The sequence below is a fragment of the Streptomyces sp. NPDC059371 genome, assembly GCF_042751995.1.
Taxonomy (GTDB): domain Bacteria; phylum Actinomycetota; class Actinomycetes; order Streptomycetales; family Streptomycetaceae; genus Streptomyces.
Genome location: NZ_JBHYXD010000033.1, coordinates 18,232 through 37,309 on the forward strand (window position 1 = coordinate 18,232; position 19,078 = coordinate 37,309).

The 19,078-nt window shown below is 72.4% G+C and carries 14 protein-coding genes; 3 read left to right on the forward strand and 11 right to left on the reverse strand.

Annotation, left to right across the window (positions count from 1 at the left end):
* Positions 1-120: 120 nt before the first annotated feature.
* The gene (locus ACFXGX_RS20145) at positions 121-786 is read right to left on the reverse strand and encodes an NUDIX domain-containing protein (protein ID WP_384792794.1); all 666 of its coding nucleotides are present in this window, start codon (positions 784-786) and stop codon (positions 121-123) included.
* Between the two features lie 107 nt (positions 787-893).
* Here ACFXGX_RS20145 and ACFXGX_RS20150 point away from each other — a divergent pair, with 107 nt between their 5' ends.
* Positions 894-1,247, forward strand: coding sequence for a hypothetical protein (locus ACFXGX_RS20150; protein WP_261707414.1), 354 nt, complete (start codon positions 894-896; stop codon positions 1,245-1,247).
* 40 nt (positions 1,248-1,287) lie between these two features.
* Here ACFXGX_RS20150 and ACFXGX_RS20155 read toward each other — a convergent pair whose 3' ends face one another.
* The 5 genes from ACFXGX_RS20155 to ACFXGX_RS20175 form a co-directional block, all read right to left on the reverse strand.
* Positions 1,288-2,163: a universal stress protein gene (locus ACFXGX_RS20155; protein WP_384792797.1), complete on the reverse strand. Its 876-nt coding sequence runs from the start codon at positions 2,161-2,163 to the stop codon at positions 1,288-1,290.
* Positions 2,164-2,310: 147 nt separating this feature from the next.
* The gene (locus ACFXGX_RS20160) at positions 2,311-3,351 is read right to left on the reverse strand and encodes a LacI family DNA-binding transcriptional regulator (RefSeq protein ID WP_384792800.1); all 1,041 of its coding nucleotides are present in this window, start codon (positions 3,349-3,351) and stop codon (positions 2,311-2,313) included.
* 63 nt (positions 3,352-3,414) lie between these two features.
* The gene (locus ACFXGX_RS20165) at positions 3,415-6,156 is read right to left on the reverse strand and encodes a glycoside hydrolase family 3 C-terminal domain-containing protein (protein WP_384792803.1); all 2,742 of its coding nucleotides are present in this window, start codon (positions 6,154-6,156) and stop codon (positions 3,415-3,417) included.
* A gap of 47 nt (positions 6,157-6,203) precedes the next feature.
* Positions 6,204-7,952, reverse strand: a complete 1,749-nt coding sequence (locus ACFXGX_RS20170; RefSeq protein WP_384792806.1) for a discoidin domain-containing protein — start codon at positions 7,950-7,952, stop codon at positions 6,204-6,206.
* A gap of 197 nt (positions 7,953-8,149) precedes the next feature.
* Positions 8,150-9,244, reverse strand: coding sequence for a DUF1996 domain-containing protein (locus tag ACFXGX_RS20175; protein ID WP_384792809.1), 1,095 nt, complete (start codon positions 9,242-9,244; stop codon positions 8,150-8,152).
* Positions 9,245-9,666: 422 nt separating this feature from the next.
* Here ACFXGX_RS20175 and ACFXGX_RS20180 point away from each other — a divergent pair, with 422 nt between their 5' ends.
* Positions 9,667-11,487 (forward strand): coagulation factor 5/8 type domain-containing protein, encoded by a 1,821-nt coding sequence (locus tag ACFXGX_RS20180; protein ID WP_384792812.1) that lies wholly within the window; start codon positions 9,667-9,669, stop codon positions 11,485-11,487.
* A gap of 118 nt (positions 11,488-11,605) precedes the next feature.
* On the opposite strand, the gene ACFXGX_RS20185 is transcribed toward ACFXGX_RS20180, so the two are convergent.
* From ACFXGX_RS20185 to ACFXGX_RS20200, 4 genes are all read right to left on the reverse strand, one after another.
* Positions 11,606-12,223, reverse strand: a complete 618-nt coding sequence (locus ACFXGX_RS20185; protein ID WP_384792815.1) for a hypothetical protein — start codon at positions 12,221-12,223, stop codon at positions 11,606-11,608.
* 130 nt (positions 12,224-12,353) lie between these two features.
* Positions 12,354-14,195, reverse strand: coding sequence for a GMC family oxidoreductase N-terminal domain-containing protein (locus ACFXGX_RS20190; RefSeq protein WP_384792818.1), 1,842 nt, complete (start codon positions 14,193-14,195; stop codon positions 12,354-12,356).
* Positions 14,192-15,574 carry a hypothetical protein gene (locus ACFXGX_RS20195; protein WP_384792820.1) on the reverse strand — a complete coding sequence of 461 codons (1,383 nt, stop codon included), beginning with the start codon at positions 15,572-15,574 and terminating at the stop codon, positions 14,192-14,194. Before ACFXGX_RS20195 ends, ACFXGX_RS20190 begins: the two co-directional genes overlap by 4 nt.
* Positions 15,571-16,257, reverse strand: a complete 687-nt coding sequence (locus ACFXGX_RS20200; RefSeq protein WP_384792823.1) for a FadR/GntR family transcriptional regulator — start codon at positions 16,255-16,257, stop codon at positions 15,571-15,573. The genes ACFXGX_RS20195 and ACFXGX_RS20200 overlap by 4 nt, the downstream gene beginning before the upstream one ends.
* A gap of 243 nt (positions 16,258-16,500) precedes the next feature.
* Between ACFXGX_RS20200 and ACFXGX_RS20205 the strand changes: the two genes are divergently transcribed.
* Positions 16,501-17,697 (forward strand): glycoside hydrolase family 64 protein, encoded by a 1,197-nt coding sequence (locus tag ACFXGX_RS20205; RefSeq protein WP_384792826.1) that lies wholly within the window; start codon positions 16,501-16,503, stop codon positions 17,695-17,697.
* A gap of 177 nt (positions 17,698-17,874) precedes the next feature.
* On the opposite strand, the gene ACFXGX_RS20210 is transcribed toward ACFXGX_RS20205, so the two are convergent.
* Entirely contained in the window at positions 17,875-19,002 is a 1,128-nt protein-coding gene (locus tag ACFXGX_RS20210) for a sulfite oxidase (RefSeq protein WP_384792829.1), read from the reverse strand.
* Between the last annotated feature and the right edge of the window lie 76 nt (positions 19,003-19,078).

A 19,078-nucleotide genomic window follows, 5' to 3' on the forward strand; every position in this document is an offset into this window, starting at 1 on the left:
CACCACACCCCGGGTACCGGTGTCCGTGCTATAGGTGGGTCCGCCATGGGGGTGCCCACCCGTCCGGCCCGCAAGACCCCGGGCCCGAACGGGAGTCTGGTCGTTGGAGTGCTCTTGAGGTCAAGCCTTGGCGAAGGGCCCCTCCAGGGCGGCCCACTGCAACAGCATGATCGTCTTGGCGTCAGCGATGTCCCCGGTGCGGATCATCGACAGGGCCTCGCGGAAGGGCAGTTCGATCGTCTCGATGTCCTCGCCCTCCTCGTCGAGTCCGCCGCCCTCGTGCGTACGGGTGGACGGGCCGTACGAAGCGGCGTAGAAGCTCACTCGTTCGGTGACCGAACCCGGACTCATGTAGACGTCGAAGACGTGCTCGACCTCCCCGACGGTGTGTCCGGTCTCCTCGATGACCTCGCGCCGTACGGCGTCCTCGGGGTGTTCGTCGTCCTCGTCGAGGAGGCCGCCGGGCGTTTCGACCAGCATGCCGTCCGGGTGTCCGTTGACGTACACGGGATAGCGGAACTGCCTGGTCAGCAGGACGGTTTCCCGCTCGGCGTCGTACAGCAGGAGGGTAGCTCCGTTGCCGCGGTCGTGCGTCTCGCGCTCCTGGGTGCTCCAGGTTCCGTCGGCGAGCCGGAGGTCGAACGTGGTGGTGCGCTCCACGTACCAGTGGCAGGACAGGAGTTGCACGTCACGGATCCTGACGCGCGGGTTGCCGGTCAGATCACGGCCCGTCCGGTCGAGCCCGGTGCGGCCCCGGCGGTCGGGGGTGTCGATGCCGGCGGTCATCGCGCGCGGGCCCGGCGGGGGCGGGAGTTGTCGTTCATGGGCACTGTCTACCATCCCGAGACCAAGATCCCGGTTACAGCGGGGCTTCGCCCGTTTAGGCTCACGGCATGGAACAGACGGAGATCATCCTGCGCGCCATCGGCGTGCTCACCGAGACCAACGCCATGGTGCGCAGGATCGCCCAGGACGAGGAGGACGGGGTCGAGTCGGCCGAGAACAACCTGGGTGCTCTCGTCACCGAGGTGTTCCCGCGGGTCGAGGTGCCCGGTGACGCCGGGCCCGCGGAGGCGGGGCAGGCGGTCGCGGACGCGTATCTGCCCGCCGCCATCTCGCTGGTGGGCGCCTTCGCGTTCCTCTTCTCCGAACTCGCCGACCTCCACGACTCCGGGCGGACCGACGTCACGACGGCCGACCTGCTCCAGGACCTCGCCCTGCGGATGTCCCGGGCCGACAACACATAGTCCCGCGGCCGGCCCGGGGCTCTCCTGACCTGGTCCCGGGTCAGTGCGGAACGACCGCCACCGGGCAGGGCGCGTGGTGCATCACCGCGTGGGCCACCGAACCGATCCGCACGCCCACGGCGGAGCGGTCGGCCCTGCGGCCGACGACCATCAGCTGGGCCCGGTCGGTCAGGGACAGCAGCACCTGGCCCGCGCTGCCCATCTCGATGTGCTGGGTGACGGGCACCTGGGGGAAGCGGTCGCGCCACGGCTGGAGCGCCTCGGCCAGCGCCTTCCGCTCGTACGGCTCCAGACCGCCGGCCTCATCGAGCATCTTCAGCGAACCGGGGCTGTAGGCGAACACCGGCGGCAGGCTCCACGCCCGTACGGCCCGTACCGCCGCGCCACGGGCCGCCGCGGTCTCGAACGCGAACCGGAGACCGGCGTCGTCCTCGGGACCGCCCTGATGGCCGACGACGATCTCCCGGCCGCCCGCCTCGTCCTCGGGCCGGTCCTCCGAGCGCACCAGCACCACCGGGCAGGGCGCCTCGGCGATCACCCGCTGGCCGACGGAACCGAGCAGGAAGCCGACGAACGCGCCGTAGCCGCGCGACCCGAGAACCAGGGTCCCCGTGTCGGCCGCGACGCCCAGCAGCGCCTCCACCACGTCGCCCCCGGAGGAGTCGATCACGTCGACCGTGACCCCCAGACCGTCGTGCCGGTCGGTGACCGTGCGGGCCGCGTCCTCGATCATGCCGTGGACCCAGCGTGCCTGGTCCTCCCGGTCACCACCGCCCACCATGTCGTGCGGCGGCCAGTGCCAGGCGTACACCGCCCTGAGGGCCACGTCCCGGCGGACGGCCTCGCGGCCCGCCCAGGCCAGCGCCGCCCTGCTCTCGGGTGATCCGTCCACGCCCACGGTGATCGGGTGGGTCATCCGCCTGCCTTCCGTCGCCGGCCCGCCTGTCCGGCCGGGTGCTGATCCATCCTGACCGCTCCAGTGTCCGCCACCGGCGGCCACGACGGACTCGCGGCGGGACGCGCCCAGGACGTGGAGCAGGACATGCCGGGGGCGGCACGGGCTCTAGGCCGACGTGCGGACCACCAGTTCCGGGTCGAAGATCAGCGACGTGGGTTCGGTGCGGACGCCTCGGATGTGTTCGTCCAGCAGAGCGGCCATCGCCGCGGCCATCTCCTCGACCGGCTGGCGCACGGTGGTCAGCGGCGGGCGGCAGGTCACCGCCACGCTGGAGTCGTCGAAGCCGACGACCGCGACATCGTCCGGCACTCGTCTGCCCCGTTCGCGCAGCAGTTGGCACACCCCCTGGGCCATCAGGTCGTTGGCGGCGAACACCCCGTCCACATCCGGGTGTTCGGCCAGCAGCCCGGACATCGCCGCCATACCGCTGTCCAGCGTGAACCCGCCCTCGGCGACCGGAACGTACGGGTGTCCGCCGCGGGCCATCGTGTCGCGGAACCCGGCGAGCCGGTCCTGGCTCGCGGCCACGCCCAGCGGCCCGGTGACGGTGACGATCCGCCGGCACCCCCGGTTCAGCAGGTGTTCGGCCGCCAGCCGCGCTCCCTCGCGGTGGGCGAGATCGACGTAGCTGAGCGGCACGGGGCGGGAGGGCCGGGCGAAGAGGACGGCGGGCAGGCCCGCGTCGGCGAGCAGGGCGGGAAGCGGGTCGTCGGCGTGGGTGGAGACGACGAGGGCGCCGTCCGCGCTGCCCTGCCGGAGGTCGGCCAGCACCTGGGCCCTGGTCTCCGCCGATTCGGCGAACATCAGCAGCGGATGCATCGAGCGCGGACGCAGGTATCCCACAACGCCGCTGACGACCCGTCCGAAGAAGGGGTCCGCGAACACCCGTGCCGCGAAGGCGTTCTGCTCCTCCCCCGGGGTGTCACCGGCGCCGGAGACGATCAGCGCCACCGTCTGGCTGCGCCGGGTCACCAGTGACCTGGCGGCCCGGTTGGGCGCGTATCCGGTGCGCTCGATGGCCTTGCGCACCACGTCCTGGATCCCGGGGTCGACGTTGCGGACCCCGTTGATGACCCGGGACACGGTCGCGCGGGAGACACCGGCCACCCGCGCGACATCCTCCAGCGTGGGAGCCTGTCTGCTCATGGCGGCACCCTAACGGCACGGCACCGCCCCGGGATAGAGCGCTCTCCCCGTCCGCCCCGGCCCTCAGCCGGCGGCCCGGACCAGTGCGGTGGCCGTCAGCGGCAGGGCGCCCGCGGAGCTCCCGGCGAGCACGCGATAGGGGCCGGGCCGCGTGCGCCAGGCGTGTTCGTCCTCGGCCCAGTGGCGCAGCGCCCGGGGCGGTATCCGCACCGACACCGTTGCCCGCTCGCCCGGTTCGGCGCTGACCGCGGTGTACCCCGCGAGCCAGCGTTCCGGGCGGGCCGGCGGGCCGGGGGGCCCGGCGAGATAGACCTGGACGACCTCGCGTCCGCGTCGCGGGCCGGTGTTGCGGACGTCGACCCGCACGGTGAAGGGCTCGCCGGCCACGATGCCGTCGGGAACGCGCAGCCCCTCGTAGGCCCAGGTGGTGAAGCCGAGTCCGTGCCCGAACCAGTAGGCCGGTTCGCGGTCGTGGCGCGCCCAGGCGCGGTAGCCGATGTGCAGGCCCTCGGTGTAGTCGAGGTGTCCGTCCTCGGGCCGGGTCCGGGTGACCGGGGCGTCGGCGAGGGCCGCCGGCCAGGTCGTGGGCAGCCGTCCGCCGGGTTCGGCCCGGCCGAACAGCACGTCGGCCAGGCCCGCTCCGCCCTCCTGGCCGGGGAACCAGGTCAGCAGGACGGCACCGGCCCGGGCGCTCCAGGGCAGTTCGACCGGTCCGCCGCTGTTGACGACGACGACCGTGTGCGGTGCGGCGGCGGTCACCGCGTGGACCAGCTCGTCCTGGCGTCCGCCGAGGCCGAGGTCCGTCCGGTCGCATCCCTCGGACTCGCCGTGCTCGGTGGTGCCGACGACCACGATCGCCGCGTCCGCGTCGCGGGCCGCCCGCACCGCCCCGGCCAGGGCCGGACCGTCGTCGGGGTGTGGTGGGGCCGCGGTGACGACGGTGGCCCGGCCGGTCCCCGGGGCGAGTTCGCGGCGCGCCACCACGCGCACCGCGCGTCCCGCCGTCAGGTGGACGGGCACACCGTGGACGGGCGGGTTCACATGGACGACCGCCGGATCGTCGGTCTCCTTGGCGAACTGCCCTTCCAGGACCATGCGTTGGTCGACCGTGATGCTCAGCCGGCCGAACCCGCCGAGTCCCAGTGTCCACGGCCCCGAGATCCCTGGAAGCAGGCGGGCGGCGATCTCGACGGTGTGCGCTCCGGGCGGCAGCGGTGGCTCCAACTGCCGTCCTCCGAACCGGTGTTCGGTGATCAGCTCACGCCCCGCCGCGTCCAGGACGCGCAGTCGGACACCTGGATCGCCTGTGACGGGATCGGTGCACAGGTCCGGGGTCAGGGGCGCCGAGGGCGCACCGGTCGAGGGGCCGGGCACGTGGACGACGCGTACGCCGTCGCCGAGCGCGTCCCTGATCCCGCCGAGCGGAGTGACGACCCGCTCGGGGAAGACCCCCGCGCTGCCGCCGCCCTGGGTGCGCGGCAGGACCGCGTGCGCGCCGATCACGGCGACGGTGCGCAACCGGGCGGGATCGAGGGGGAGGACACCGCGATTGCGCAGCAGGACGGTGCTCGCGGCCACGGCCTCGCGCAGCAGCGCACGGGCCCCTTCCCGGCCGGTGCCGGACGGAGCCACCCTCGGCGCCTGGGGCGCGCACGGCTGCTCCGGCCCCCGCTCCGACGCGGGCACCGACGTCGGAGACCCACACGACGACTCCGGCCGCGGCTCCGACGCGAACACCGCCACCGCACACGCGCACGACGGCTCCGGCCGCCGCTCCGGCTCCGCGGGCAGGCACGACGGCCGCGCCTCCGACGCCGGGCCCACAGGCCCGCACGGCGGCTCCGGCTGCGGACGGGGGTCCGACGCTGACACCGGAGGCGGCGACACCGGCTCCGGCACGGGCCCCGGTGCCCCCTCATCCGGCGCGCCCCCCGGCTCCCCCAGCGCGCCGCACGCGGCGGCGAGGGTGAGCAGGCGCCGCACCTTGTCGTCGACGGCTTCCCGGGGGACGCGCCCCTCTTCCACGGCCCGCACCAGCGCCTCGCCCCAGACGCTCTCCGGGCCCGGCATCGCGAGGTCGAGGGCGGCGCGGGCGGCCGGTTCCCCGTTCCGCACCGCGCCCCAGTCGGAGACGACCACACCGTCGAATCCCCACTCTCCCTTGAGGGGGTCGTCGAGCAGCGGACTGGCGGTCATCGTGGTGCCGTCGACGCCGTTGTACCCGGCCATGACGACCCGGACGCCGGCCTCGACGGCCGCTTCGAACGGTGCCAGATACACCTCGCGCAGGACCCGCTCGGACACCCGTACGTCGACGGTCAGCCGGTCGGTCTCGGAGTCGTTCGCCACGTAGTGCTTGGCGGTGGCGGCCACTCCGTGTGCCTGGATGCCCCGGATCAGCGCGGCGCCGGTGCGGCCGGTCAGCTCGGGGTCCTCGGAGAAGCACTCGAAGTGCCGTCCGCCGAGCGGTGTCCGGTGGAGGTTGAGGGTGGGCGCGAGGACGACGTCGACGCCCTTGCGGCGGGCCTCGGCGGCGAGCAGCCCGCCGAGACGCTCCACCGTCTCCTCGTCCCACAGGGCCCCGAGCGCGGACGCCGAGGGCAGCAGCAGGGCCGGATCGCGCTCGTCCCAGGACTGCCCGCGCACTCCTGCGGGACCGTCCGACAGGACCATCTCCCGGAGCCCCAGGGCCGGTTCGGCCCGGGTGCGCCAGGTGGTCGCGCCGGTCAGCAGCCTCACCTTCTCGCGCAGGGTGAGTTTGCCGAGGAGCGCCTCGCGCTCCGCCGCGTCGTCCGTCCCGCTCACGCTTGCCGCCTCATTCCCGGGAGAGCGCTCTCCATCGATGACGTGATTCAGTTGTAGACCCCGAACTCGTACAGCGAGTAGCCCCAACCGGTGCCCCGGGCCGTGCCGTTGACCCGGACGTAGCGGCCGGTGCCGGACACGTCGAGGTCGTCGACACCGCCGTTGCCGTCGGTGACCGTGCGGACGGTGGTCCAGTTCTGTCCGTCGTCCGAGGTCTGCACGGTGTAGGCCTTGGCGTACGAGGTCTCCCAGACCAGTTGCACATGCCGGAACGAACTCCGGGTGCCGAGATCGACACGCAGCCACTGGGGGTCGCTCCAGTCACTGGCCCAGCGGGTGCCGAGGTTGCCGTCGACGGCACCGGCCGCGGTGCAGGGGCAGTCGCCGCCGCCGGTCTGGTACGAGGAGGCGGTGGCCGGCCTGCCGAGCGCGATGTTCGTTCCGCTCGGCGTGGGCGGGACCACCCGCACGGAGCGGGTCTCGACGCCGACGTTGCCCCGGCCGTCCTTGACCTTGACGTAGAACTTCCACACTCCGGGCCGGTCCGGCGCGGTGACCCGGAGGCGGCCGCCGCCGAGGTCGGTGAACGGCAGCGGGTCGAGCTGCTTGCTCTGATCGATGTACATGCTGCTGTCCAGCACCTCGTACGTGACCGGGTCGCCGTCGGGGTCGGTGGCCTTGACCGACAGCGTGAGGTCGCGCCCGGCGGGCACCTTGCCCGCGTCGCCCTCGACGGTCAGGCCGGTGACGACCGGCGGGGTGTTGTCACGCGAGGTGTCGCCTCCGTACGCCTTCTTCACCGCGTAGTACGACAGCCGCTTCTCGCCCGCGGGCAGCAGGTTGAACCAGATGCCGCCGAAGTCGTACTCGGTGCCGTAGTGGAACATCGTGGCGCCGAGCGCGACGCCCGGGTGTGCGGTGACGCAGTTCCACGCCCGGGTGTAGCCGTCGGCCTTCGCCCGGTCGGTGGGTTCGGCGGGGACCCCGTTGGCGTCGTCCGGCACCTCCCACTCGCCCGCGGGACCGGTCTCGGTGATGATGTACGGCTTGGTGTAACCACCTTGCTGCCAGGCTGACTTGACGTCACAGACGGCGTTGTAGGCGTTGACCGCGTACAGGTCCAGGTCGGGCGCGTTCCGCTTGTAGTAGGGCCAGGCGCCGGTCCACGCGTCGGTCGAGGTGACGGGGTGGGCGGGGTCGACGGCGTGGATCTTCTTCGCGATGTCGTTCACCAGCGTGGTGTAGGCGTCGCGCTGCCGTTCCAGCTCGGCGCCGCTGTAGCAGTTCTGGAGTCCGAGCACGGACTCGTTCCCCACATTCCACATCAGGACGCCGGGGTTGTCCTTGTAGGTCGCGGCCCATTGGGGGAACTCGGCGAGCACCTGGTTCTTGTAGGCGGTGTCCGTCAGGTAGTTCACACAGCCGCCGCTGCCGGGACCGCCGCCGGGCTGCAGCCAGAAACTGGCGATCACCCTGATGCCCTGGGCCGCCGCGGCGTCGAAGAGGGGCTTGCTGGAGGCGTCGGTGCCCCATGTGCGGACGGTGTTGACGCCCATCGACTTCAGGTCGGGCATGTAGCGCCCGGCGTCGGCGGCGGCGGGCCCCCAGGTGAGGCCTTTGACCTGGTACGGGCTTCCGTCGACGGTCAGTCGCCAGTTGCCCTGCGAGCCGGTGACCTTGACGACGCCGCCGGCCGCCTGGGCCTGCTGTGCGGGCAGGACGAGTGCGCCCGCGGCGAGCAGGCCCGCGGTGAGGGGCGCGGCGACGCGGCGCCGGGTGGTACGGGATCCGGTCATGAGTGTCCGTCCGGTGTACGGGTGAGGGGTGCGGGTGGGGAGGTGCGGGGATGTGGCGCGAGTGAAGGGGGTGCGGGTGAGGTGGGTGCGGGTGAGGTGGGTGTGAGTTAGGTGAGCGCGGGCGCGAAGGGTGACGGGGGCGGACGGTCCCGCCGGTCCGGGTGTGCGCCGGACCGGCGGAACGCCTCCGACGCCCGTCAGGGAAGCCGGTAGTTCGCGTCGAGTGCCGCGCCCGCCTCGGGGTGCGTCTGGTCGTAGCCGCGGGCGTCGCACTGGAGCCCGCCCACGACGCAGTGGTCGACGAGTGCCTTCTGTGTCGCCGGGTCCCACGCGTTGAAGAAGTCGTAGTGGAAGGAGTGGCCGGCGCCGCTCGAAAGCCTCACCTGCGCCATGTCACCGTTGACCGGGAAGGCCATCTTGAACTCGATCATCGGCAGGGCGACCGGGTGGTCGTCCGGGCAGATGTTGTTGTTCGTGCCGGGGTTGACCACCGGATACGCCATGTGACTCTGGTGGTTGGGTGTGTCGAGGTTCTTGCCGTCCCAGCAACTGGGTGCCTGGAAACGGATGTTGAGCTGGACGTCGGCGGTGGCCGGACACTGCTGCGGGAAGTCCGTGTTGAAGTAGCTGTTGCCGCACTCCCATCCCTCGACGAATCCCCGGTGGTTGCGGAAGTCGGCCGCGGACTGCGCCGGGCTGCCGACCACGAAACGCAGCCCCTTCGGGAAGGGCCGCACGCTGGTGTAGTCGGTGACACCGGCCTTGTAGTAGATGACCTGCGGACCCACCGGCAGGACGGGGGTGTCGCCCTTGAGCAGGGTCGGCATCCAGTACGCGGACTTGTCGCCGGGGGCCCTGCAGGAGGTCGCACCGGCGCCGAGCGAGGCGGTGGTGCTGGCCGCGTCGGTCGTGGTGTTGCCCATGAAGGTGTGGTCGTGGGACTTGCCCGGCTGGCCGGGGTAGACGATCGGGTCGTCCGGCCTGGTGCGGGTCACCGAGCAGTTCGCCTGGAACTCGTGGAAGTAGCGGTGCGGCGGCTCCGCCTTGGACGGGACGACCCCGGTGACCTGCGGGTTCGCGGGGATGTAGCCGTCGCCGTCCGGGTCCTCCGGCGAGGAGAGCGTGGAGGCGGGCATCGCGTGCGCCGCGTGGACGGTGCTCGCGTCGGCGACGGACGCCGCCGGGCCGGACGCGGGGTCGGCGCTCATCGCCACTCCGGCCAGGCCGAGCGAGGTCAGCACCAGCGCACTGGACATCAGGATTCCTGAGACGATCTTCGATCTCCGTGCCATGGAGACCTCCTGCCACGTCGATGGGGACGGTGGGGGTCGAACGGCCGGCGGCGCCGAGCACGCCGCCGGGCCGTCCGCGTGACGGTCCATCACATGTGCCGAGGAAATGGGAGAGCGCTCTCCCGACGAGGAGTGTTGTGGCGGTCGCGCGCGAGTGTCAAGGGAGTTGACGAAGGATCACCCGTCGGCCGTGTGCGCACCTCTTGAACGCAATCCCGGGTGCGCCACGGAGCTCCGAACCAGCCCATTGGTCGACCAAGTACCACAAATACACGCCGTGTTACTCCTTCGTCGTGCAACAACATCCGGGACTCCGGTCACAACTCTTGACGCGTCGTTCACCTGGATGAAGCATGCATCGGCGAGAGAGCGCTCCCCGTACCTCCCACCGTTCACTTCCTGAACCAGGAGAGTCGCCCCCCATGCCTCCAACCCCCACAGACGTCCCGGATCCCGGTCGTTCCACCGTCGCGCGGCGCACCGTCCTCGGAGCGGTGGCGGCCGGCGCGGCCGCGCCCGGACTGCTCGCGCTGTCCTCACCCGCCTCCGCCTCCCCCGCCCGGCCCGTCACCCGGTCCGCCCGGCAGCCGTCGGCCCTTCCCGGCGGCGGTGATCTCGGCCCGAACGTCATCGTCTTCGACCCGTCGACGCCCGGCATCCAGGCCAGGCTCGACCAGGTCTTCCGTCAGCAGGAGTCCGCGCAGTTCGGCGCGGGCCGCTACGCCTTCCTGTTCAAGCCGGGCACGTACAACGGGCTCAACGCCCAGCTCGGCTTCTACACCTCGATCGCGGGCCTCGGCCTGTCACCGGACGACACGACGATCAACGGTGACGTGACCGTCGACGCCGGCTGGTTCAACGGCAACGCCACCCAGAACTTCTGGCGCTCGGCGGAGAACCTCGCCCTCAGCCCGGTCAGCGGCACCAACCGGTGGGCGGTGGCCCAGGCCGCCCCGTTCCGTCGCATGCACGTCAAGGGCGGGCTCAACCTCGCGCCCGCAGGCTACGGCTGGGCCAGCGGCGGTTACATCGCCGACAGCCGGATCGACGGCTCGGTCGGACCGTACTCGCAGCAGCAGTGGTACACCCGCGACAGTTCGGTGGGCGGCTGGGTCAACGCCGTCTGGAACATGGTGTTCTCGGGCGTCCAGGGCGCGCCCGCGCAGTCGTTCCCGAACCCTCCGTACACCACGCTCGACACGACACCTGTGTCCCGCGAGAAGCCCTTCCTGTATCTCAGCGGCGGCGAGTACCGGGTGTTCCTGCCGGAGAAGCGCGTCAACGCCCGCGGCACCACCTGGGGGAACGGCACCCCGCGCGGCTCGTCGCTGCCGCTCACCCAGTTCTACGTGGCCAAGCCCGGCGTCACCGCGGCCACCTTGAACGCGGCGCTCGCCCAGGGGCTCCACCTGCTGCTGACACCGGGGATCTACCACCTGGACCAGCCGATCCAGGTGAACCGCGCGGGGACCGTGGTCCTCGGCCTCGGCTACGCCACGCTGATCCCGGACAACGGTGTGACCGTGCTCAGGACGGCCGACGTGGACGGCATCCGGCTGGCCGGCTTCCTGATCGACGCCGGCCCCGTCAACTCCGCGACCCTCCTGGAGATCGGCCCGGCCGGGGCGTCGGCGGACCACTCGGCCAATCCGACCACCGTGCAGGACGTCTTCGTCCGCATCGGGGGTGCGGGCGCGGGCAGGGCGACGACCAGCATCGTCGTCAACAGCCGGCACACGATCGTCGACCACACGTGGATCTGGCGGGCCGACCACGGCACCGGCGTCGGCTGGGAGACCAACCGGGCCGACTACGGCCTACGCGTCAACGGCGACGACGTCCTGGCCACGGGCCTGTTCGTCGAGCACTTCAACAAGTACGACGTGCAGTGGTACGGCCAGCGGGGCCGCACCGTCTTCTTCCAGAACGAGAAGGCGTACGACGCGCCGAACCAGGCCGCCGTCCAGAACGGGAGCGTCAAGGGGTACGCGGCCTACAAGGTCGCCGACTCCGTGACCACCCATGAGGGCTGGGGCCTGGGCAGTTACTGCTACTACAACGTCGCTCCGACGATCGTCCAGCACCACGGCTTCGCGGCGCCGAACAGGCCGGGAGTGAAGTTCCACGACCTGCTGGTCGTCTCGCTCGGCGGCAACGGTCAGTACGAACGCGTCATCAACGACACGGGCAGCCCCACGTCGGGCACGTCCACGGTTCCGTCCACCGTGGTCTCGTATCCCTGACCGTTCCGGGCGGCGCGGCTTCCACCGACGCGGCCCCGGGAGCCCGTCCTCGACAGGAGGGCGGGCTCTTCGGGGCGACGGCGCCACCGGCGCCGGCGTCCGTCCGTGAACGCGCGCGTCAGTAGCGCTGGGCCTTGACCAGCACGGCGGTGAGCTGGGGCTCCGCGGGCTGCCTGCTGATCACGATCGGCGTCGCCTTCTTGCCCGGCTCCAGGTTCTCCTTGCCGACGAACTTCGTCTCCACGACCTTGCCGTCGGGGTTCTTGAAGTCGACCTGCACGGCGTACGAAGCGGTCTTGTCGGTCGTGTTGGTGATGGTGACGAGCACGGCCCGCAGCCCGCCGGTCTCCGCCGTGGGCACGCCCTTCATGCTGACCTCGGACGTCGCGTTGCCGCTGCCCTGGACGTCCTTCAGCTCCTTCTCGGCGGTGGCCGCGGCGCGGACGGTGTCGGCGGAGACCGAGGCCGCGAACTCCGAGGCCCTGGCCTCCACGGAGGCGGCGGCCGACGACGCCCGTTCGCTGGCCGACGCGATGATCGAGGAGGCCGCCGACGCGATGGCGGAGGGCGCCGACCCCGTGAAGTCGGACTTGTTCGGCGGGGTGATGGAGGCCGTACTGCTGCTGCCGCCGTCGTCCGAGCTGCACGAGACGAGAACGGAGCCGCACGCGATCGCGGACAACAGGACAGCGATACGCCGTGATCCGCTCCGGCCGTGGGGAACACGTCTGCTCATGGGGGCTCGCCTCTTCCTGCCGTACGGAGCACGGGGGCTCGTCCTTTTCCTGCCGTACGGACTCCCTCATGCTCCGTGTCACGCCCGGCCACGGCGAACCACGGGGGCCCATTGGGGTGGCGTGCGGGGATCAGCTCCCGCGCCGGGCCCCCTCGAGCCACGCGTCCGAGACCGCCAGGGCCGCCGCCATGATGCTGAGCTGCGGGTTGACCTCCGGGCAGCCCGGCAGGACGGAACCGTCCGCGACGAGGACACCGCGGACACCACGGAGCCTTCCCTCGGGGTCGGCGGGCGCCCGCCGCGGATCGTCACCGGCTGCCACCGTGCCGGTCGGGTGGAAGGCCGACACGTGCAGATCACGGGGGCCGGCCGAGCGGAGCAGTTCGTCGAGCGCGTCGAGCGACCGGGCGCGGGGTGCTCCGGGGATTCCGGTGAGGACCTCCGTCGCCCCGGCGGCGAAGAGGAGGCGGCCCATCGCCCGTACGGCGGTCATCAGGCGGTCGCCGTCGCGGGGGTCGAGGTCGTAGCGGACGAGCGTCCGGTCCCGGCCGCTCACCTGCCCCGAGGGGCGGTCGGCGATCATGGCGCCGAGGGTCGCGAGACGGTCCGACTCCTCCAGTTCGCGCCGCAGTTCCCGGCCGAGACCGGGCAGGACGAAGCTGCTCATGCCGGGTGGGCTCGCGGTCGCCTCGACGAGGATCCCGCGCTCGTGGAGTTCCTCGACGCCGACGCTCTGCAGCACCCCCCGCCACGCCGTCACCGGCTCGGCGAAGCGTCCGGCGACGCTGGTGGCCGGGTGCACGCTGAGGTTGCGGCCCAGGCGGGGATGTCCGCCGAGGCCCGAGCGGCGCAGCAGGGGCGGTGTCTGGAGTGCCCCCGCCGCCGCCACGACGAGGGGGCTGAGGATCTCCATGTCGGTGCCGTCGGGGCGGCGCGCCAGGACTCCCGCGGCCCGCGGGAGGCCCGGAACGTCGTGGTCCAGCAGGATGCGCCGGACCCGCGCGCCGGTGACGATCCGGGCGCCGGCGGCGCAGGCGTCGGGCAGGACGGACAGTTGCACGCTCTGCTTGGCTCCGGTGGGACAGCCGACGACGCACTGGCACGAGCCTTTGCAGCCGGGGGCGTTGCGGCGCAGCGGGGCGGCCCGCCAGCCGAGCCGTCCGGCGCCGGTGAGGGCGAGCAGTCCGTTGTTGCCGAGGACGTCGAGGGGCTGGGGTGCCACGCGCAGGGTTCGCTCGACCTCGTCGAGGAGGGGCCCGAAGCGGTCGGCGAGCCCGAACCCGAAGACGCCGCGCCAGCGTTCCAGGACGTGGTCCGGAGTCCGGTAGCAGGTGCCGGAGTTGACGACGGTGGTGCCGCCGACGGCACGGCCGACCGGCAGCAGAACCGGCGGCCTGCCGAGGGCGACGGTGGCACCGCCGTCCCGGTACAGCTCGGTGAACCGGTCGAGGGGTGCCCGGCGGCCGAAGGAGGCCGTCGGGTGGTGCCGGCCCTCCTCCAGGACGACCACGCTCAGTCCGGCGCGCGCGAGGGTCCGCGCGGCCATGGCGCCGCCCGCGCCGGAGCCGACGACGACCACGTCGGCGGTGGTGCGGGCCGGCCATTCCTCGGCCGGGGTGCAGTCGAGGGGCGGATCGGCGGGGGCCGGCGCGGCGGGTACGGCCGGGATCCGTTCGGTGCCCGCGGCCAGCAGCACGGGAACCTTGAGGAGGTCCAGCACGGGGGCGAGCCGGGGCCGCTCGGCGAGCGAGCGGAGCACCTCCTCGCGTTCGTCGGGGCGAAGGGCCGCCAGACGTCTGCCGGTGCGCAGCACCGCGTACGTCTCGACGGCGGCGACGGCGGTGCGCACTCCGGCGCGGGCCGGGCGGGGCAGTGCGGCGAGCACGGAATCGAGGCGGTGCGGCACCCGGGCGGGCCAGGCGGTGCCGCCGTCGTCGGCGAGGAGCGCGGCGACGAGACCGTCGGCGGTCATCGTGTCCCCACCTCCGCGTGGGCGGTGCCGTCCAGTGTCCAGGTGGCTTCCGGGCGCCAGCGGCCCCACCAGCGCTCCAGGACGACACGGGCGTCGGCGGACTCGCTGTTGCGGCACACCGCGCGGGCGCCGTCCGGGTCGCGGTACTCGAGGGTGAGGGTCCGTTCCGGGGGCTGGCTCACCTCGACGCGGATGCGGCGCAGGGCCGTCCGGCCGGTGACCGTCCACTCGGGCAGTCCGACGACGGCCCGGAAGCGTCCGAGTCCCAGCCGGCCGATCGCCGAGCGCTCCGGCCGCCGTGGCCACGTGCGGCCGTCGCGGCGCAGGCGCAGGAAGACGAGCGGGGGGAGCCGGCGCAGCACGGGCCGGGTGGAGACGGCGGCGACGATCTCCAGGACGTCTCCGTCGCCGAGGTCGGCGTGCAGCCAGGTCCACCGGTGGGCGTTGCCGTGCCCGTAGATCCGGGCCGAGGCTCCGGGAGCGGCGCTCAGGTTCAAGGTTGTCTCCCCGTACGAGAATTCGCCCTCGTACGTGGCCCGGGCGGCCGGCAGCATCTGGGCGGCGGGCAGCACGGGGCGGCGCCAGGACCAGCGGGGGAAGGTGAACAGTGCCGGGCCCTGGGGGCGTTCGAGGAGTTTCCAGCGGAAGTCGCCCGCGCTGCCGGTGAGCTGTCCGGCGACGCAGGTCACGCCCTCGGCCGTGAATCCGTCGGCCGGGCCGGTCCAGGGGACGGGTCCGAAGCGGGCGTGGCGCACGTCGCCCTCGCGGGGGAACACGGCGGCCCAGCCGTGGGCGAACGGCTCCGATCCGTCGGCGGGTGCGGTGAGTTCGTGGTGCAGCCAGACCCCGGTGCCGGTGGCCGGGTCGGTCAGGGTGGTGTACCAGACCTCGGTACGGCCCCGGGCGCCGTTCCAGCGCGGGGCCATGTGCTCGGCGGGGTCCTCGTGGCGCGGGAAGCGGAAGCTGAGCAGGAAGGGGGCGAGGCCCGTGGCGGCCGGGAAGCGCAGGACGCCCTCGCCGACGCGTGTGTCGCCCTCGTACACGGTGAACGGCAGGGTGGTCATGGACGCGAGGGGGTGGCGCGGGGTCACCGACTTCCAGCCGTCCAGGGTGAGGCGGCGCCCGTCGGCGGTGAACGTGAGGCGGTAGCGGATGCGCCGCCGGGCGATCGGTGACACCTCCAACTCGCCCTCGGCGTGCGGGTCGTCGGCGTGTCCGGCGATGCGCACCCGGCCGGTCAGGCGGGCCGGGGTCGTCCGGTGCGGGAGCAGGACCCGGTCGGCGGCGGCACGCAGGTCGAGCCGGATGCGCCGCTCCCCCGGTTCGCCGTCGAGGCGGACGGTGCCGAGCATCGTCTCGGTGAACCGCGTGCCCCTCATGCGAGACCGTCCAGCATGATGCGCTCGGTGTCCCGCAGATAGGTGCCGGCCGCATCACGCGCCCGCTTCGCGTCCCCGGCGGTGACGGCCTCGACGACGGGCGCCAGCCGCTCGTGGGCGGCCGCCGGGTCGGTGAAGGGGCCCTTGAGCAGGGAACGGACCGGCAGGTAGGCGTTGAAGAGCGTGTTCGTGAGGAGGACGTACACGCGGTTGCCCGTGGCGCGGGCCAGCGCGCGGTGCACCTCCACGTCGGCGAGCTGGACCGCGTCGACGCCCTCGGCGCGCAGCACGGCGTCGAGGAGCGCGCTCAGTTCGGCCCGCTGCGGGCGGGTGCCGCGTTCGGCGGCCCGTTCGGCGATCAAGGCGCCGACGCCGCGCCGTACTTCGAACACCTCGTGCACCCAGCCGGCGTCGTGCCGTACGAGCATGGGCAGGAGGTCCGCTCCGCCGAGCCGGGCGTAGTCCCTCACCCGGGTGCCCACTCCGTGCCGGGTCTCCAGCAGTCCGGCCTGCACGAGCCGCCCGAAGGCGTGCTTGAGCGTGGTGCGCGTGACGCCGTACCCGTCGGCCAGCCGCCGCTCCGGAGGAAGGTAACTCCCCGCCGGATGACGGCCGTCGAGTATGTCCGTCCGCAGCCGGTCCTCCAGGACGTCCACGATGGTCTCGCGGGGCAGAGCCTCCACGTTTCCCCCTCCGGGCAGTGGCTGAGTGGATGAGCCACTGAACCAGTCGACGGCCATGGCGGTCAACCCCCGAGGCGCACACAACCCGCTTTACCGCACGCCGAGTTGGACCGGACCAATCCTGCGCAAGTCGTTGACACGCACACCACCTCGCAGGACTCTGAGAGCGCTCTCAAACGGAAGCGGACGACTCACGTCCGTGTGCATCCACCTCGCTGAACCCCCACATCAAGGAGGCAGAGAGTGCGCGTACACATCAAATGGCCTGCCTGGGCGTTGGCCTCCGCCACACTCGCCGCGGCACTGCTCACCTTCGGCGCGCCCTCCCGCGCCGAGGCCGCGGTCCCGGCGACCATCCCCCTCACCTTCACCAACAACTCGGGCCGCGGTGACCAGGTCTTCATCTACGACCTCGGCACAGAGCTCTCGACCGGACGGCAGGGCTGGGCCGACGCGAACGGCACCTTCCACGCGTGGCCCGTCGGCGGCAACCCGCCGACGCCCGCGCCCGACGCGTCGATCACGGGACCGGCCAACGGCCAGTCCAAGACGATCCGGCTCCCCAAGTTCTCCGGACGGCTCTACTTCTCCTACGGGCAGAAGCTCGACTTCCGGGTGACGACCGGCGGTCTCGTGCAGCCCGCCGTCCAGAATCCGAACGACCCGAACCGCAACATCCTCTTCAACTGGTCCGAGTACACCCTCAACGACTCCGGTCTGTGGATCAACAGCACCCAGGTCGACATGTTCTCCGCCCCGTACGCCGTCGGAGTCAAGCTCGCCGACGGGACCACGAAGAGCACCGGTCACCTCAAGTCCGGCGGCTACAACGGCTTCTTCAGCGCGCTGCGCAGCCGGCCGGGCGGCTGGGCGAACCTCGTCCAGACCCGGTCCGACGGCACGGTGCTGCGAGCGCTCGCCCCGGGCCACGGCATCGAGGCGGGCGCGCTTCCGGCCACCGTCATGGACGACTACATCAACCGCGTGTGGCAGAAGTACGGTTCGTCGACGCTGACGGTGACACCCTTCGGCGACCAGCCGAACACCAAGTACTTCGGCCGGGTCTCCGGTGGCGTCATGAACTTCACCAACAGCTCCGGAGCGCTCGTCACCAGCTTCCAGAAGCCCGACTCGGACAGCGTCTTCGGCTGCTACAAGCGGCTCGACGCGCCCAACGACCTGGTGCGCGGGCCGATTTCACGCACCCTGTGCGCGGGGTTCAACCGTACGACTCTGCTGACCAACCCCAATCAGCCGGACACCTCGTCCGCGAGCTTCTACTCGGACGCGGTGACCAACCAGTACGCCCGCGCCATCCACGCGCAGATGGCCGACGGCAAGGCGTACGCGTTCGCGTTCGACGACGTCGGCAACCACGAGTCCCTCGTCAACGACGGCAATCCGCAGCAGGCGTACGTCACGCTGGACCCGTTCAGCTGACCGGAGCCGCGTCGCGGGAGCGGGGGCGGGTCCCGGGCGGGAACCGTCCCCGTGCACGTGTTCACGTGTCCGTCCCTGGGCCCTTGGCCTTGCCCTTGCCCCGCCCCCGCCCCTGCCCGTACCTGACCCGTACCTCGTCGCCGGGGCCGCCATGCGTGTGGTCCGGTGGCAGCGGCTTCATCCGCCGTCGGCGGGGTCCAGGCAGTGCACGGGGACCTGTTGGACGAGGTTGTTCACGAAGCCGCCGCGGTTCCACGGCTGGTCGAGCGGCTGCGTGTGGCCTTCGGCGTCGGTGGCTCGGGCGCTGAGGACATGCCGGCCGGGGGTCGCCGTCCAGGTGAACCGCCACGCGCGCCAGGCCCACGGGTGGGCGTTCGGCGGGTCGAGCCGGGCCGGGTTCCAGGAGTGCCCCCCGTCCACGCTGACCTCCACGCCGGTCACGGGCGCGCGACCCGACCAGGCCCGTCCGGTCAGGATGACGGCGCCCGGCGGGACCACCCGCGCCCGCGACATGAAGTCGGGGAAGCCCGGCGGGGCCAACAGGGCGCGCGGTGCGATACGGGTGACCGGCTCGCCCTCGTCGGCGGCCTCCTGCCGCAGGCGGTACGCCACGGTCTGCTGGAATCCCCGGAACGGCGTGCTCGTCACCGTGATGTCCCTGAGCCACTTCACCTGCGCCATGCCGTACCAGCCCGGCACCACGAGCCGGACGGGATGCCCGTGCTGCGGGGGCAGCGGGGCGCCGTTCATCGCGTAGGCCACCAGGACCTCGGGCTCCGCGCCGCGTGCCACGTCCAGTGGAAGGGCGCGTTGGTAGTCCTGCTCGACCCCGCGTTCCACGCCGTGATCGGCTCCGGTGAACACCACGTCCACCGCGTCCGGTTCGGGCCCGGCCTCGGCGAGGAGGAGGCGCAGCGGCACACCCGTCCACTCGGCCGTGCCGACCGCCTCCACCAGCCACGGCTGGCTCACCGGCCGGGGTGTCAGCAGCGCCCGGCCGTTGCCCGCGCACTCCATGGTCACCCGCTGCCCGACCGCCGGGTACGCCTTCAGGTCATCGACACCGAGCAGCAGCGGGCGCCGCACCCGCCCGCCCAGGACGAGCCGCCAGGAGTCCTCTTCCGCGTACGGGATGTCGTAGTGCGTCAGTACGTAGTGCAGCCCCGGAGGGGTGACCTCGTAGCGCAGGGCCTCAAGAGGCAGTCCGTGGTTCCGGGCGGCGAGTGCCAGTTCCTGGGCGCTGATGCCCTCGTCCGGGCCGGCCAGCCGGGCGGGTGCGCTCACGTCCTCGAGGCGTTGCCCCATGGAACCCATTGTCCGCCCGCCCGGGGCGGGGACGCCAGACGGACTCGGTCCAGGGCCTGTCCGACCATTCCCGTCT

Excerpts from the sequence above, each read along its gene's own strand:
- ACFXGX_RS20145 (WP_384792794.1), bottom strand. The coding sequence starts at position 786 with ATGACCGCCGGCATCGACACCCCCGACCGCCGGGGCCGCACCGGGCTC.
- ACFXGX_RS20150 (WP_261707414.1), top strand. The coding sequence starts at position 894 with ATGGAACAGACGGAGATCATCCTGCGCGCCATCGGCGTGCTCACCGAG.
- ACFXGX_RS20155 (WP_384792797.1), bottom strand. The coding sequence starts at position 2,163 with ATGACCCACCCGATCACCGTGGGCGTGGACGGATCACCCGAGAGCAGG.
- ACFXGX_RS20160 (WP_384792800.1), bottom strand. The coding sequence starts at position 3,351 with ATGAGCAGACAGGCTCCCACGCTGGAGGATGTCGCGCGGGTGGCCGGT.
- ACFXGX_RS20170 (WP_384792806.1), bottom strand. The coding sequence starts at position 7,952 with ATGACCGGATCCCGTACCACCCGGCGCCGCGTCGCCGCGCCCCTCACC.
- ACFXGX_RS20175 (WP_384792809.1), bottom strand. The coding sequence starts at position 9,244 with ATGGCACGGAGATCGAAGATCGTCTCAGGAATCCTGATGTCCAGTGCG.
- ACFXGX_RS20180 (WP_384792812.1), top strand. The coding sequence starts at position 9,667 with ATGCCTCCAACCCCCACAGACGTCCCGGATCCCGGTCGTTCCACCGTC.
- ACFXGX_RS20185 (WP_384792815.1), bottom strand. The coding sequence starts at position 12,223 with ATGAGCAGACGTGTTCCCCACGGCCGGAGCGGATCACGGCGTATCGCT.
- ACFXGX_RS20190 (WP_384792818.1), bottom strand. The coding sequence starts at position 14,195 with ATGACCGCCGACGGTCTCGTCGCCGCGCTCCTCGCCGACGACGGCGGC.
- ACFXGX_RS20195 (WP_384792820.1), bottom strand. The coding sequence starts at position 15,574 with ATGAGGGGCACGCGGTTCACCGAGACGATGCTCGGCACCGTCCGCCTC.
- ACFXGX_RS20210 (WP_384792829.1), bottom strand. The coding sequence starts at position 19,002 with ATGGGGCAACGCCTCGAGGACGTGAGCGCACCCGCCCGGCTGGCCGGC.